Source organism: Priestia endophytica DSM 13796 (assembly GCF_900115845.1).
Taxonomy (GTDB): Bacteria; Bacillota; Bacilli; order Bacillales; family Bacillaceae_H; genus Bacillus_I; species Bacillus_I endophytica.
The window spans coordinates 342,878-357,652 of the sequence record NZ_FOXX01000004.1 but is presented as its reverse complement, the minus strand read 5'-3'; the positions used below and the strand labels follow the sequence as shown (position 1 = coordinate 357,652).

Below are 14,775 nucleotides of genomic sequence, written 5' to 3'. Positions count from 1 at the left end.
ATCTGTGGTTTTAAATATCGATTTTCAGCTTGTAACTTTGATGGAGTATCTTGAGAATGAGGCCCTTTTTGATGGGTGTATGTTTGCCCAACGGGCTGTGCCAAGCTCCATTTCTATGCCACCTCATCCATGTTTTGAGTTGTGTATGGTTGCGGATTTGTAAAGCTTCCATAACTTCTTTGACCGGTACTCCTGCCAATCTCATTTCAATTGCTTTTAATTTCACTTCTACTGGATTGCTCACTCTTTTTCCCATAGAAAAAACACCTCCAAGTTATTGTTAGGTACTACATACCCGTTTTTTAACTTAAAGGTGTTTTTTATTTGTCTCACTCTATGGGGTCAGTCCCGTCCCCTCAATAATAGCTTTTTCTTTAGATTCATCCTAAATGATAAGGAATTACAAATGAAAATCTAAAGGTTCGTTCGTTGAGCAGTTTGTTTAAAGTATTAAAAGTTTAGCCACAAAAATGCTCTGTAATCTTGTGAATCAAATTTTAAAACTCTTTTAAGATAAATCCACAACTTGTTTTATTATCTATGTTTATTCTCGTGTCTGCTATGAATGCAGGAAGATACGGCGTAGATGGTTTGATTATTCCTTCCCTTAAAGAGAAGCTCCCGTTTAACAAAGCAAAAGAGGTAAAAGATATTGCTTAGTTTTTAATATATAATACATTAGCAACCATTAGAGATGGTTGTTTTTTTATTGAGTCAACATAACGTCAGATCAAGTTAGGTTTAATATTAATAATGCTTTTAATAAATTTTAGTGTGAAATTAGGACAACTTTGAGAAGAACCGTCAAGAGTAGTGAATATTGAGATTGAATCTATAGTGAGATCCTGAGGGAAGAAGGAATTCAACCATCTGTAAAAGATATAAATGTAATTATTTAAGCTACAACGGATCCAATGAAGGGTTTGGAATATGTGAAGGTAATTTTCACTCCTTGACGAATATATACAGGAATCTTAAATAATTTAGATTTCAATGAATAAAATCTAAATGGGGAGATGACTTGATTTGGAAATACGGATGAATCAAATAGAATTAAACGGTTTAACTTTTCAATATCGCGAAACTGGGGAAGCTTCGGCACCGACAATTGTTGCACTTCATGCTTTGGGAATGAATGCAGAATCCTGGGACGAAGTAGCTGCTGTATTAGGAGAAAAATATCGAGTGCTCGCTTTAGATCAACGAGGCCACGGTGGGAGTGCGAGAACTGGCACTTATACGTTCGAGCTAATGTGCGATGACTTGTTTCAGTTTGTAAATGCCATGGATTTGGAACGTTTTACGTTAATAGGGCACTCCATGGGAGGAACGGTATCCTATCTTTTTTCCGAAACATTCCCCTCAAGGATAGAACGGTTAATTGTTGAAGATACCCCTCCTCCTTTTCCAGGGAAGCAGTTCGAAGTTCCTTCTAAACCTCCTGGTCCTCTACCATTTGATTGGAAGGTTGTACCTTCAATTCTAAGACAATTGAATAATCCTAATCCTCAATGGTGGACAAATCTTACGGATATCATTGCACCTACCCTCATCATAGGAGGTGGTTCTAGTCATATTCCCCAAGATAAATTGAGGGAAGTGTCAGAGCTCGTTCCAAATTGCCAATTGGTGACGATAGAGGATGCTGGGCATGATGTGCATGCAGAGAATCTGCCAGCCTTTTTAGATGCTGTAAAAAGTTTTCTTAATCCATAAGTTTCTGAATAGCACTTTTAAAAATGATTAAACTTTTATTTATAGGAAGGGAGGCAGTGTATTAGTCTATCTCTTAGTATTGAATTCCTCTAAACCGTGTTAGGTGAACTCATTTTTCTGATTATTGCGTTATTTCGGCGACAAATTTATTAAATGCTTATTTTATAAATGATAACATCAATATAGGCTTTTTTTCATACTATATTTTGAGGTGAGAAAATGCCAAGAGTAAGCTACCGAGATGCAGATATTGATTTAATGGCAAGGATGATGAGAGCAGAAGCCGTAGGTGAAGGAAAACAAGGAATGTTATATGTCGGAAATGTAATTGTTAATCGTCTTAAAGCAAATTGTTTAGACTTTAAAGACTTAAGAACAATTCGACAAGTTATTTTTCAAGTTCAAGGAGGAAATTATTCTTTTGAAGCTGTTCAAAAAGGTAATGAATTTTATCAAAGAGCGAGGCCTGTTGAAAAAAGATTAGCAAAAAAGAATTTGGATTATTGGAGAGAACACCCAGGGAAATATGCTCTTTGGTATTTTAATCCCTATGCTCCATGTCCTCCAACTTGGTACGGTCAACCTTTAGCTGGTCAATTTAAAAATCATTGTTATTATGAACCTAAATCTGGAACATGTGATAGTGTTTATAGCGGAAGTTAAGCTTACTCTTTGAGTAAGCTTTTTTATATGTTTAGAATATTTATATAAACGAAAAGGAGCTTTACTTCGAGATGGAGCAAGGCTTTTTTTCTGGTGATAATATTGATCTTGTGAACTTTACATGAATACAATATCTATGGTTCTTTGGAATACTTTAATAAATTAACACATGAAAAATCCCTACTTGTGATCAAAAAGTAGAGATTTTTATCACTTCATGGATTTAGCTTAACATATAATTCTGTAAGTATATTACTTCTCGTTAGTCAATTTTTAAAGGATAACCCTTCTTCTTTTAAAGCGGCCTTAAGTTTAGGTAAAGAAGCTGGTCCTATTCCGTGGAATTGCAAAATCTCCTTTTCACTAAATTTTGATAGCTGTTGTAAAATAATTATCCCGTTGTTTTCCAATGCTCTTCTTGCTGGTGCTGAGAGTTGTGAAAGAAATCCATCGGCAGGTTTACGTTCTTGCTCACAAGTCGGACAGGTTGGACAGTCACTACTTTTATAATATTTATGTCCTTTGTTGCAAATTTTTAATTTTTTTCTGAAATTGTCCTTTCTCCACGGCTCCTGTTCTTGAAAATTATTTTTAGCTTTCGATACTTTACCATTTTCAACAGGTAAAGTATTAATATTCTTGATAAAATTAAGGGCCTTTTTATTCTACTGGACTATACTGATTTTATTTTTTGAAAATTTAATTCATCATAAAAGAAGAAAGCATTATAAAGATATGAGTTACTAAAAGAACTAAAAAATCACTTAAAAACTAAAATTACCTACGGAGGATTCTTTATTTGGGGCTGATTACTTGTTTAGCAGCGTTATCCTATCAAATTAGAACTCGTATATAAAAGCTGTAGATAATCAACATTAAGGTAATTATATAGGTATGAAGTATAAACTACTGGTTAATTTTAAGTAACTATAATAATTTAGCGATCAGTGGGGGATAGTAACTAAAAATTGTGAGGAAATGTGATGAAAAAACTTATTTTAGTTATGTTCTTATCCATGATTGTAATTGCTTATCCAACTGAAACAAATGCCAGTAAAATGCCTTGTAGTTTAACTCTAGAACCTGTAGATAAAAAGTTGAAAAATGCTAAAGGAGTAGGATTAATTTATAAAGTTCAATTGAACCCACCAAGTTTTGCTCGAACTAATATAAGTATCTTAGCTGTGCACCTTCCTAATCCTTCTTCTTTTGGTAACTACGATGGCTACGAAGGCTTTTCTTCAATACCTAATGAAATTAGTTGGCGTTTTAAACTTTATCCCACGGCTGAAGAAGACAGTCCTACTTGGGCTGGAAGATTTGATTTAATTACAGCAGAAATGCGAAATGTTAAGGTGGAGGTACGGCTTTCTAATTCTAAGACCCAAAAGTTGGGGCCAGCTATATTGAGAGGTAACTTAAAATCTTGTGAAGAAAGGGAAGAATGATTTAACTCCATTGTAAAGAGTTCTTGATAAGTAAGAACTCTTTTTCTTTATTCATTCCTATAAGTCACAGTTTTAAGGTGAAATAAATTAATTTCACAAAGATCGTATACGAATAAGCTTTGTTAGATTAACTGATTTATTTTATTAAAGGAATAGAGGGGGATACTTTATTAGTTGTATATATGGTATATAACTTGAATATTTCTCTATATATAAACAATTTTATTAAAATTTATATATATAGAGAATATTAAAATAGTAAAACTGTAAATTTTATTCTTATTGAACTAATTATGCAGCAGGATAGTTTAATAAAGTTGTTGTATAGATATATATTGCATGTTAGGATGAGAGAGAACGTATGTTCTTTTTGAGATTCGTTATAACTTTTAGTTTATTAAACAAAACTTTAAAAGAGGTGTCTTTCATGATTTTAGGAATTTATCCTTATTTAGTTATGAATGGTAATGGACAAGAAGCTGTTAAATTTTATGAGAATGCATTGGATGCAAAAGTTGTTGGAGTTCAAACTTTTGGAGACATGCCTGAAAACCCCGAATTTTCCATTCCTGCTGAAGCAAAAGACCGTGTATTGAATGCGCATTTAAAAATCGGCAATAATGATTTGATGCTTTCTGATACATTCCCAGGTCAACCATACCAAATTGGATCACAAGTGACAGTATCCATTACAATAGACAATGTAGAGAAATCAGAAGAAGTATTCGGAAAACTAAAAGAAGGTGGTCAGGTAAACATGCCGCTTCAAGAAACTTTTTGGAGTCCATCATATGGACAAGTCACAGACAAATTCGGTGTAACTTGGCAAATCTCAACACAAGTTGCTGATAATAAGTAATATATGAAAAGTTTTTTGTTCAACTAAGCTAGATATCTTATTGAAATTAAGGGGGCCATCAGTTCAATAAGGTATATCTAAAAATAATTAAATGTTATTTTAGAGTAACCTAAACCTGTATAAATGAAGACTTTATACAGGTTTTTTAGGTGTAGTTCAGTACCAAAGATTTTTTTGGTTAAAAAAAGAGAGGAGTCTTAACAGTGGCTGGTACAAAATTGTTATTTGAAAATGTTACATTAGGTAATATAACATTAGATAACCGGATAGGGGTTGCCCCAATGGCACGTATAAGCGCAACTTCTGAAGGCTTAGCAACCAATCAGATGGTATCCTATTACACATCATTTGCCCGTGGAGGATTTGGACTGATTATTACGGAAGGAATTTATACTGATGACAAGTATAGTCAAGGATATTTTAATAAGCCAGGTCTCATTGATGAGGAACAAACACAAGCGTGGAAGAAAGTAGTAGATTCTGTCCATCAAGCAGGTGCTAAAATGTTTGCACAAATCATGCATGCGGGAGCCCTTTCTCAAGGAAATCGTTTTGTTCAAGAAACAATCGGTCCTTCTGCCGTTCGGCCAAAAGGAAAACAAATGGAATCTTATGTAGGGAAAGGCCTGTACCCAACTCCAAGAGAAGCAACAAAAGAAGAAATCACAGAAGTGATAAACGGGTTTGTTAACACGGCTAAACGTGCAAAAGCTGCTGGATTTGATGGAATTGAAATTCATGGAGCCAATGGATACATACTTGACCAGTTTCTTACTGATTATACCAATAAACGTACAGATGAATACGGTGGTTCTACTGAAAACCGAGTCCGGTTATTGGTTGAAGTTTCCAAGGCAGTTCGAGAGGCTGTTGGCCAGGACTTTACTATTGGTATTCGGATTTCACAGGGAAAGGTGAATGATTATAACCACAAGTGGGGAAGAAAAGAAAGAGATGCTGAAATCATCTTTGGTCAGTTAGGGCACGCAGGTCTTGACTTTATTCATGTTACGGAGTATGAAGCATGGCAACCTGCATTTCCAACAGATGAATCCACCATTGTAACTGATTCAGCCTTGGACAACAGCGGAGCATCGCTTGCGGCTCTTGCAAAAAAGTATGGGAGAGTTTCTGTGATAGCCAACGGGCATTTAGAGGATCCTTCCAAGGCGAGAGAAATCGTTGAAAAAGGGGAAGCCGATTTGATTACCTTAGGTAAAGGAGCTCTTGCTAACCATGATTGGGTCAACAAAGTCAAAAATGGGAAACCATTAGTAGAGTTTGATCAAGAAAAAGTGCTAAGACCAAATGCTAAAATTAAGGATTTTGAAGTTTAAAACTTGTAATCTAATAAGTACTTCAACTTAGAAATAGTGATGGTAACATTAAAAATGAAAACATTAGAGTTAATCTTAATGAGCTTCTTTATCTACGCTGCTCTACAAATAACAAAGGTTATAGACTCTCCAGGTTTCTAATTTGTTGCGTTAGAGCTTTTCATAACTAATAGTATTTTTTAAGGAAAAGAGAAATAAATAAACATATTTATTACAGAATATCAAGCCTCACTATTATATCGGGGGGCTTGGTATTCTTTTAGATAACTATTTTTGTGTTGCAAGTTTTCTTATGAAGATGAATAATGGTTTTTATTTAATTCTTTCTTTGTTACTAGAATTTATTTTATGTTAACTAAAAAAGCTTCTTCGTTTCCTATGATGTGATTATTTTTGTAATATTTTGATAGTTTTTGTAGAAAGGGTTTTCATTTTGTATGATATTGTTCATAATGTTTTTGAGTGTTCCTTGTATATGGGTGAGGACATATACAAGGGACCATTTTTAATGGGGGAGGAATAGTTCATGTGGGTGATTACGGTTCATTCAAGGAAAAACACGAAAATGTTTGAATTTAACACAGAGAAGGAAGCAAGAGAAGCTTTTAAAGACATCGAAGGAAGTAAGATTCTTACTGAGATTATCTATTTTAATAGTCCTTATCTTGCTTCATCTACGGTTTAAGTGAGATCTTTTTTTACCGTGAGATTGTCCGTAAAGAACAGGGTAAACGTAACAAAGTAGTTATATGAAAAAAGACGGTTTATGTTAACTAATTTAGCGCGAATTACTTTTAATAAGAGAATCCTTTGCTAATTATAAGCAAAGGATTCTCTTATTTATACGAATAGGGGAATACATAAGTAGTTTGTTCAAATTTATAGATTCATATACATATCTATTCTAAAAAGTTCTCCTGAGTGGTTTATGACTGATAATCAAGATTAGAGGAACTAAGATATTTACTGCTTAAAAAGGTTTTATCCAGAAAATCATGTTTTATAAATTGTGAATTCATATTGATTTACTTTTATTAATCCCCACACTTATATCTTCTGTATTAGCTAATTAATCGCTTAGTATATAAATATATACATTTTTAACTGTGCTAAAGTTATAGGAGGATTCATACTATTGACGCTAGAATAACTTTACTGAAATACACTATAAATATCAGGATTAATAGAGGAGAGTGCATATGCCAAAAATTGAAGAAAATCAGTTGTTTACGGTAATTATTGAATGGGAAGTTAATCCAAAATATCAGCAAGACTTAATTAATGGTCTTACAAATCAAATTGAAACATACTTTAAGAATTATGCTGGGTTTATTTCATCAAGTTTCCATGCTAGTGAAGATGGTAAACGAGTTATTAATTATGCCCAATGGATATCGGAAGAAGCTTGGTCTAATTCGTTTCAAGCTTCAGGGCGTGATGAAGTCCAAACTACTAATGATGAAATTATTAGTCGCTGTGAGGCTAAAACATTAAAACTTAATAAGTATCGTGTTGCGAGAGTAATAGAAAATATATGAAGTAATGATTACTCCATTAGAATAACTAGCGAGAATGGGTTTTACGGTAACTAATTAATGTTAAAGTTCTTGTGGTAAAAAACCTTTGCTTAGCATTAGCAAAGGTTTTTTGAATATATAATTATAGGGGAATACGTTAATAGTTTGTCCAGTTGCTTAGATTGCTAACCCCTACTCATTATAGAAGAGGGATCTTTTCGGTGAACTTTCATATCTAATAAGTATCATACTCACTAGAACTTAGTTGTTTTATGATAAGTCTTTTATATACCAAGCGTCACAGGCATTATGCTCTGTTTCATCTAGTGGTTTTTCAAGTTGTCGGAAATCGAATTTAACATAAAGGAAATTAGCTGCTTGGAGTTCCTTAAATGTCTCTAGGTAACAGCATGTATAGTGTTCCTTTGCGAAGTCGAGTGCTACTTTCATTAATTCTTTCGACAGACCTTTCCCTTGAGCTTCGGGTGAAATATAGAGCTTTTGCAGCTCGCAGACCTCTTTTTTTTGTCCAAATGGTGCAATTCCCACACCGCCTATCACTTCATCTTGAGCATTCACTGCAACCCAATATTTTGCATTTTGTTGCTGCTGATAATAGTGTGATAAACTGCTCAGCTGGGGATCAAAATAAGCTGTTCCCGGGATATTCAACTCAAATGATTCCAAAGAGCGTTTAATAATTTGCTCCATCCTTTGATTATCTTTTTCTTTCATTTCACGAATCTGCATAGTTTTATCCTCACATTCAAGTATTTTAATGGTTAGATTCTATTTGTTTCTAACAAATGGATGCTAATCATTCTCTTCTCATACTTCATGGAATAATAGCAATAGATCAGCCATTTGAGTAGTTATCCATGTATCAATTAGCTAACCTGAACCAATAATGGAACTTAATCCAACCATTGTTGAAGCAAAAGTTCCCATCCTTTCACTTAAAAGATAGATAGCTCTATCACCTGTCTCCGCTGTTATAATTTAAGACATTCATTTATAAAAAATCTCTTTTATATCTCCCATCTAATCTCTCCACCATTTGATATTTGAGGATGGTTGTTTATGATAAAATTATAATGAGAAAAAAGTTTTAAAGGTCACTTTGTGAACTTTAGTATATGATATATCCCTATAGCAAACAATGGTTATGGAGGATTCATGGATAATCTGATTAAAATAAAAGGAAAAGCCCAAACCCATTGAGAAACAATGTATTTGGGCTCTTTTACTCCCTTACATGTAAATTAGATTTGCATATCATATATATGCTTTTTTGAAGGATGTATTTATTGTGACATCGTTATAGGAAGGGTTTTGTACTATCTTGATAGTTATTACACTATCCAATTAGTCTGCACATCTTTTATGCTGAGTACATATTTTGTTGGGGAACTTTATCAATCACAATCCAGCGATTATAAAGATCAATTAAAAATCCAATTCCGAACATAAATAAGAAGGTGCTTATGCCCAAACCAGTTATATGGTGTTGAAAAAGAATGATAAGAATGCTAATAGATAATGGCATCGACGTACAAATCATTGTTCCTACTGTATAGTTGTTCATTCGCTTTCCAAATGCTTTTAACAAATAGTCAGACGGTAAATATATGGAGCCTGATTGAAAATAAATACATACAGCGACTGCCATAAGGTTAAGCCCTATTAATGAATATAAACAACGGATCCATAAATTCTCCGGTACATACATAATGTGATGTAAGTGTACAAACAAATCAATAAATATTCCAAAAACGAAAGTGAGAGCCATACTTTTGATAATCATAGCCAGGGTAAATTTTGTTTTTATTAAATAACTAAGTATAAACGAAAAAAAATTTAAAATAATAATGCAAGCACCAGTGGACAACGGCAATATGAATGCAAGGTTTTGCCCGGCAGCTGCCCAAGGGGAACTTCCTAGGTTGGAAATAATCATAAAGCTATTTCCTAAAGCATTCAACATAATTGAACAAACAAACCATAATAAGTTTACAGGGATATTCTTCATCATGACCTCCAATTTTCAAGATACTTTTTGTCTATTATAGAAAAGGTTACCCTTACGCTGCAAAGGACAATTGAAGTAATTATACTTTTACATAACGAATTCAATTATCGGACACTATGTAAAAACTTGGCAAGCTTTTTTTACAATATGCGCTATCAGTATAGGTTCTAGAATTTTATACGATTTTTCGTAAAAAGGAAACCCCTAATCGATAAAAACCACTGTTAAGAATCCTTTTAGAAAGAAGGCTTCTTTTCACATGATTTTCGATAGCGAACATTATGTAAAGCAGTTACTTATATTGTAAGACTTTACTCTGTGGTAAAATTTAGTTGGAAAGAGGTGTTGTATATGCAAAAACAACAAGGTATTACTATACTTTTATTAATGTTAGGGTTAGCATCTATTTCTTTAGGGATGGCTTTAAAAAATGTGTTTGAGTATTCTCCTATCTTTGGCTGGTTTCTAGGAACATTTATATTTATAGTTAATTCTTTTTACACAGGAAAGAATTTGAGAAATAAAGGTGCTACTAACCTTAAGTAATCCATAGTTAATGTTTTAAGACGCTTGAATCATTTGATTCAAGCGTCTTTTTGGCCGATAGTTTATTTAATGTCAATAGAAAGGGGCATCACAATATGGAACTTCATTACAGAAGGATTTGCATCAATATATCGTTTTAGATTACAAAAACGGTCTAACAAATTCATCTATCGTTTGTCTACGATAAAGATATATGGAGAATAGGCCATAGGGGAGCTCTGCAAATCATTTCTAATTGTAATGAATGCACCAGTCTCAAAAGAGATTAGGTTGTTTAGGTTTAGTATTTTAGAACAGATATATAGGTTATGTATCAGCTAAAAGAGAATAGAGTTAAAGGTTATTGAAATCGACCAAAATCAACTCAACAACTTATGACTTTTCCTAAAAGTCTTGCTATTTCCTCTTTAAAAAGCCCTTCATCATCCTAAGTTTTTAAGTTTATAAAAGATTTATTTGGAATATATCTTTAAATATTCAGAGTTTTCATATAGAATAACTCTAAATGACAGAAAATCTCACATAGTATTTATAAAGAGGTAGAAAGGACAGCAGGATATTATGATAGAAAAGAAACTTGAACAGAATGTAAGTAATCAGGTAAGTATAGGGGTAAACACATATTTAAGAAAAATGAAGGGAGAAGGTAGAGGAAAAAGTAAAATCAACTATAGGGATTCTATTGTTTCAGCTACAGGTGTACTTATCGCTATTATTATCATTAGTTTTATGACTCTTCATTTAGGTTACCCCATGGCAATAGCTCCTTTAGGAGCCAGTTGTATACTCATATTTGAGGCTCATAAAGGTGCATGGTCTCAACCACGAAATGTGATAGGAGGACACTTACTTTCTACTACTTCTGCCCTTATTATTTGGAGTTTACTAGGTAAAAGTTTGTTCTCTATAGGGATAGTATTAGCTATTGTGTTAATCCTAATGGCTCTTACCAACACTCTTCATCCTCCTGCAGCAGCTAGCGCACTTGTTGTAGTGAACAGTCAAACAGGATGGGGATTTCTAGTTCCTATATCCCTGGGAGTTTTACTATTAATTTTTATTTCAATTCTTTACAATAATCTATTTTCCAAACGACAATATCCTCAACACTGGTTATGAAACGCTAAGTAGGAAGTAGGATAATAGAATAAGAGATTAGCTTTCAATACAGAGGGGCAAAGCCAAAAGGATAGGAGAAACCATATCCTCCATTTTCCCGACTCATAGATGATCTTTGATGGAAATTATGATTCAATAAAAGCCTTTTTCACATAATTAAGAGATGGATATAATAACATAGTGATAAATTCATTCATCTAAAAGAAAATTCCCCACATCGTAGATAGTGGGGGATTCTTTTGGGTTACTAATGATTAGAATCAGCTGACTAAGGGCATTTTTATGATAGAGGTAAAAAATATTACTTTATTCAGAGTACGTAGAATTTGTTCGAATAAATTGTACATATAGATAGGCTTGGGCTATCTAACTTATAGAGAAGCTTACCTTTCTGTTTTTCCTTGAATATTAATCTTGGCATCTATAAGAAACAAACCTGTAATTGATCAACCTATATCTTCGTTTATTTCATTTGAATGGGTAATAATTAACATTATGGTGACTGAGAGTGAATAGGATATACATTTTAAAAATATAATATTTAAATAATTCCTTTACTTTGTAATCGCTTTCATTTATACTGAGAGTAGGTGGGATGGCATGAGTGGCTGTCACAGTATCTAGCGTAGGTGGGGCTGATACAAGGGAACAGGGCATATAAGGAATGTCCTTTTTTATTTGAATAAAGTTGATTTATTTCATTATTCAAATAAAGATAGGGTGCTATTAATATCGAACTACTGTTTAAATAATTAAAATTACTTTTTACATAGAAATAACGCCCAATTAACTGGGCGTTATTTTTATGTAAAGAGATTCATGTAAAAGATCTTTTTTGTGTCGCTGTCTAGAATCCTTTTTAGGGGAACTACAAATGTGTAGAGTACGTATAAAATAACAATAGATCCCTTTATTTAACAAAGGGATCTATTGTTAGGGTTAAAAGAAGAGTAGGTATGTTCATTTAACATAAAATTTGTAAATCAATCTTTGTATAACTGATAAATTCTTTTTAATTTTTGTTCTAACTGTTCAAAATGGACGAAACGAGCTTCTCTTACAAATTCAGTTCCTTCAATAAACAAAAGAAGTACGGGAACGGTAAAAACTGAAAATCTGCCAGCAACCTCTTCTACATTATTAGCGTTTATATGAGCTAATTTGATACTTGGAAACTGTTCTAACAATACTCTTAGTTGTGGCAGAACAGCGTGACATACTACGCATTCTGGTTTTGAAATATATAAGAAACTTAACTTGTGATTGTTTATAAAATTCTCTATTGAATCCAATGAAATTAATTCTGTCACTTCTTTCATCCAACTCCTCCTTTGGATTAGAATGTATCTGACTTGAAATATAATAGACCCACCTTGTTCATGTCTATAAATCTGCTTTATATTTTATAAAAGTTGAACATTAATGATTTAACAAGTTTCCTACCAAACAGCTAGTATATTGACTAACTTAAAATTCACCGTTATTTGAGATTTATCCTTTTCACTTCCTGGAATGGACGTTATACAGTACATATCGGTATTTTTTTTATTTTCAGCATATTTTTAAAAATTCTATCAATATAGAGTTTCTATTACTATATAGATTATTTCTATAATTCACACCTTGAAACTAAAACTATAATAAAGAAAATAGTTTCATTTATTGGAAATGCAAGGTTCAAAATAATATAAAAGTGGTGAATATAGTGAAGAAAGTAGTAGGAATTATGGGTGGAATGGGTCCATTAGCAACTGTTGATTTAATGCAAAAAATAATCTCGTTTACCCCTGCTGAGAAAGACCAAGATCATCTTCACCTTATAACGGACAATTTCCCTCAAATACCAGATCGAACAACAGCTATTTTAGGAAAAGGAACAGATCCTACTCCTTTTATGATAGAGTCTGCACACCGTTTAGAGTCTGCAGGAGCAGATTTTCTTGTAGTAGCATGTAACACAGCTCATTTTTTTGTTAAATCAGTAGAAAATGCTGTTAGTATACCTATTTTACATATGCCATTAGAGACGGCTAAGTTTTTAAAGAAACATCATTTTAAAAAAGTAGGATTATTAGCTACTGATGGAACCATCAATGCAAAACTGTACCAACATAGTTGCCATCATTATAAAATAGAAGTTATTGAACCAAATATACAAATGCAAAAGGAAGTAATGAAAGGTATCTATGCAATTAAAGGAGGGAATTTAGAACAGGGTAGTTCTTATCTTTCAAAAATTGCTAGAAGCTTAATTGAAGAAGGTGCAGAAGCAATTATAGCAGGATGCACGGAGATTCCTTTAGTTCTTAAATCATCTTCATTTTCAGCAATTATTGACCCAACAGAGATTTTAGCTAGAGCTGTAATCAAAAATGCCAATGATCTGATAAAGTGTTAATGGAGGTTAATATTAAGAATAGACATTCATTATAATAAAATATATCCATCCATATATATAAATAAGGAGCAATTAGAAAATGAACATTGAAAACATTGAAGCTTTCCTATACGTTTGTCAACTAGGTAGTTTCAACAAAGCAGCAGAAGCTCTTTATTTAACTCAGCCTTCTGTTACAGCACGTATCCAGTCATTAGAACGGGAGATGAATATAAAACTTTTTAATAGAGCTGGGAATAAAACATCATTAACTGAAAAAGGGGAATATTTCTTGCCTCATGCTCAGAAAATTCTTCAATCTTATCAAGAAGCAACATATGGGTTGCAACAAGTCTTTATTCCTTATGAGTTAGTAATTGGGAGTGCCTTATCGATTTCAAACAATGTATTGCCAAATATCCTGCCAGCTTTCAAATCTGAATTTAAGGATGTTAGAATAAAAATTTTAACAGGGCATTCTAAAGATATTCTACGTAAGGTCATTAACAAAGAAGTCGACTTCGGAATTATAAGAACGGAGGCTCATTCTCAAATTGAATCTATTCGTCTTTATAATGACCCTATAAGCCTTTTTGTTCCACCAAATCATCCATTTTTAAAAAAAGAAAAAGTAACAATAGAAGACGTAGGAGAGCACCCCCTTATCTTATTTGATTACGGCTCTATGGATTGGCTTTTCATTCATAGATTATTCTTAAGCAAAGGAATAAATCCGAATATATATTTAGAAGTGGATAATATGGAAACTGCCAAAAATCTAGTACTGCAAGGATTAGGTATTAGTTTCTTACCTGCACATTGTGTGCAAAAAGAGATAGAACATAATAAATTATTCAGAGTAGAAATGGATCCAGATATAAAGACTAATATTAGTATTGATTTTATATATCTAAAAGGAAAATCAGAGTCTGTATTTATGGATTTTTTCAAGCATAAAATGTTCGAATAACAATAAACTAGTTGACTATCAACCGGTTTATTGTTATTTTACACTCATAAAGAAAGCCTTTGCTCAGAATGAGCAAAGGTCTTACATAACTGATCCTTTTAATATACTTACTCTTTAATGAACGAGCTTCTGCCGACTTACATTAAGAGTTTTGGGGTAGGAGCTTTATTTCATTTATCAGAAAAAATTAAGAA

General features: G+C 32.9%; 15 protein-coding genes and 1 pseudogene. 11 read left to right on the top strand and 5 right to left on the bottom strand.

Annotated features, from left to right (window positions below; all coding sequences use genetic code 11):
- Positions 1-256 (bottom strand): annotated as a pseudogene (locus BM012_RS25875) (IS3 family transposase); the annotation flags it as partial.
- Positions 257-1,038: 782 nt separating this feature from the next.
- Between BM012_RS25875 and BM012_RS10695 the strand changes: the two are divergent.
- Together BM012_RS10695 and BM012_RS10690 are read left to right on the top strand one after the other, a co-directional pair.
- Complete coding sequence (locus tag BM012_RS10695) at positions 1,039-1,716, top strand: alpha/beta fold hydrolase (protein WP_061804431.1); 678 nt, start codon at positions 1,039-1,041, stop codon at positions 1,714-1,716.
- 219 nt (positions 1,717-1,935) lie between these two features.
- The gene (locus tag BM012_RS10690; protein ID WP_061804123.1) at positions 1,936-2,379 is read left to right on the top strand and encodes a cell wall hydrolase; all 444 of its coding nucleotides are present in this window, start codon (positions 1,936-1,938) and stop codon (positions 2,377-2,379) included.
- Positions 2,380-2,645: 266 nt separating this feature from the next.
- Here the strand turns inward: BM012_RS10690 and BM012_RS10685 are convergent, their stop codons facing one another.
- Positions 2,646-2,912: an RNA polymerase alpha subunit C-terminal domain-containing protein gene (locus BM012_RS10685; protein ID WP_061804124.1), complete on the bottom strand. Its 267-nt coding sequence runs from the start codon at positions 2,910-2,912 to the stop codon at positions 2,646-2,648.
- Positions 2,913-3,362: 450 nt separating this feature from the next.
- On the opposite strand from BM012_RS10685, the gene BM012_RS10680 reads away from it, so the two are divergent.
- The 5 genes from BM012_RS10680 to BM012_RS10665 all read left to right on the top strand — a co-directional run bounded on the left by BM012_RS10680 (position 3,363) and on the right by BM012_RS10665 (position 7,561).
- Positions 3,363-3,827, top strand: a complete 465-nt coding sequence (locus BM012_RS10680) for a YoqH family protein (RefSeq protein ID WP_061804125.1) — start codon at positions 3,363-3,365, stop codon at positions 3,825-3,827.
- A 427-nt stretch (positions 3,828-4,254) separates the two neighbouring features.
- Positions 4,255-4,686 carry a VOC family protein gene (locus BM012_RS10675; RefSeq protein ID WP_061804126.1) on the top strand — a complete coding sequence of 144 codons (432 nt, stop codon included), beginning with the start codon at positions 4,255-4,257 and terminating at the stop codon, positions 4,684-4,686.
- Between the two features lie 203 nt (positions 4,687-4,889).
- Complete coding sequence (locus BM012_RS10670) at positions 4,890-6,023, top strand: NADH:flavin oxidoreductase (RefSeq protein ID WP_061804127.1); 1,134 nt, start codon at positions 4,890-4,892, stop codon at positions 6,021-6,023.
- A 526-nt stretch (positions 6,024-6,549) separates the two neighbouring features.
- Positions 6,550-6,708 carry a hypothetical protein gene (locus BM012_RS26390; protein ID WP_167360141.1) on the top strand — a complete coding sequence of 53 codons (159 nt, stop codon included), beginning with the start codon at positions 6,550-6,552 and terminating at the stop codon, positions 6,706-6,708.
- A gap of 514 nt (positions 6,709-7,222) precedes the next feature.
- Positions 7,223-7,561, top strand: coding sequence for an antibiotic biosynthesis monooxygenase (locus tag BM012_RS10665; protein ID WP_061804128.1), 339 nt, complete (start codon positions 7,223-7,225; stop codon positions 7,559-7,561).
- A gap of 249 nt (positions 7,562-7,810) precedes the next feature.
- On the opposite strand, the gene BM012_RS10660 is transcribed toward BM012_RS10665, so the two are convergent.
- Positions 7,811-8,290: a GNAT family N-acetyltransferase gene (locus BM012_RS10660; RefSeq protein ID WP_061804129.1), complete on the bottom strand. Its 480-nt coding sequence runs from the start codon at positions 8,288-8,290 to the stop codon at positions 7,811-7,813.
- Positions 8,291-8,921: 631 nt separating this feature from the next.
- Positions 8,922-9,209 carry a DUF6198 family protein gene (locus tag BM012_RS26830; protein ID WP_235606145.1) on the bottom strand — a complete coding sequence of 96 codons (288 nt, stop codon included), beginning with the start codon at positions 9,207-9,209 and terminating at the stop codon, positions 8,922-8,924.
- Between the two features lie 711 nt (positions 9,210-9,920).
- Here BM012_RS26830 and BM012_RS10650 point away from each other — a divergent pair.
- Both BM012_RS10650 and BM012_RS10645 read left to right on the top strand, forming a co-directional pair.
- Positions 9,921-10,115 carry a hypothetical protein gene (locus BM012_RS10650; protein ID WP_061804131.1) on the top strand — a complete coding sequence of 65 codons (195 nt, stop codon included), beginning with the start codon at positions 9,921-9,923 and terminating at the stop codon, positions 10,113-10,115.
- A 561-nt stretch (positions 10,116-10,676) separates the two neighbouring features.
- A complete protein-coding gene (locus BM012_RS10645) occupies positions 10,677-11,234 on the top strand; it encodes an HPP family protein (RefSeq protein ID WP_061804132.1) in 558 nt (185 codons plus the stop codon).
- A 983-nt stretch (positions 11,235-12,217) separates the two neighbouring features.
- Here BM012_RS10645 and BM012_RS10640 read toward each other — a convergent pair.
- Entirely contained in the window at positions 12,218-12,553 is a 336-nt protein-coding gene (locus BM012_RS10640; RefSeq protein ID WP_061804133.1) for a thioredoxin family protein, read from the bottom strand.
- A 386-nt stretch (positions 12,554-12,939) separates the two neighbouring features.
- Between BM012_RS10640 and cuyB the strand changes: the two genes are divergently transcribed.
- Positions 12,940-13,632, top strand: a complete 693-nt coding sequence (gene cuyB / locus BM012_RS10635) for a cysteate racemase (protein WP_074842814.1) — start codon at positions 12,940-12,942, stop codon at positions 13,630-13,632.
- Between the two features lie 79 nt (positions 13,633-13,711).
- Positions 13,712-14,581: a LysR family transcriptional regulator gene (locus BM012_RS10630; RefSeq protein ID WP_061804134.1), complete on the top strand. Its 870-nt coding sequence runs from the start codon at positions 13,712-13,714 to the stop codon at positions 14,579-14,581.
- Positions 14,582-14,775 lie beyond the last annotated feature (194 nt).

Excerpts from the sequence above, each read along its gene's own strand:
- BM012_RS10695 (WP_061804431.1), top strand. The coding sequence starts at position 1,039 with ATGAATCAAATAGAATTAAACGGTTTAACTTTTCAATATCGCGAAACT.
- BM012_RS10690 (WP_061804123.1), top strand. The coding sequence starts at position 1,936 with ATGCCAAGAGTAAGCTACCGAGATGCAGATATTGATTTAATGGCAAGG.
- BM012_RS10680 (WP_061804125.1), top strand. The coding sequence starts at position 3,363 with ATGAAAAAACTTATTTTAGTTATGTTCTTATCCATGATTGTAATTGCT.
- BM012_RS10675 (WP_061804126.1), top strand. The coding sequence starts at position 4,255 with ATGATTTTAGGAATTTATCCTTATTTAGTTATGAATGGTAATGGACAA.
- BM012_RS26390 (WP_167360141.1), top strand. The coding sequence starts at position 6,550 with ATGTGGGTGATTACGGTTCATTCAAGGAAAAACACGAAAATGTTTGAA.
- BM012_RS10665 (WP_061804128.1), top strand. The coding sequence starts at position 7,223 with ATGCCAAAAATTGAAGAAAATCAGTTGTTTACGGTAATTATTGAATGG.
- BM012_RS10660 (WP_061804129.1), bottom strand. The coding sequence starts at position 8,290 with ATGCAGATTCGTGAAATGAAAGAAAAAGATAATCAAAGGATGGAGCAA.
- BM012_RS26830 (WP_235606145.1), bottom strand. The coding sequence starts at position 9,209 with ATGGCAGTCGCTGTATGTATTTATTTTCAATCAGGCTCCATATATTTA.
- BM012_RS10650 (WP_061804131.1), top strand. The coding sequence starts at position 9,921 with ATGCAAAAACAACAAGGTATTACTATACTTTTATTAATGTTAGGGTTA.
- BM012_RS10645 (WP_061804132.1), top strand. The coding sequence starts at position 10,677 with ATGATAGAAAAGAAACTTGAACAGAATGTAAGTAATCAGGTAAGTATA.
- BM012_RS10640 (WP_061804133.1), bottom strand. The coding sequence starts at position 12,553 with ATGAAAGAAGTGACAGAATTAATTTCATTGGATTCAATAGAGAATTTT.
- BM012_RS10630 (WP_061804134.1), top strand. The coding sequence starts at position 13,712 with ATGAACATTGAAAACATTGAAGCTTTCCTATACGTTTGTCAACTAGGT.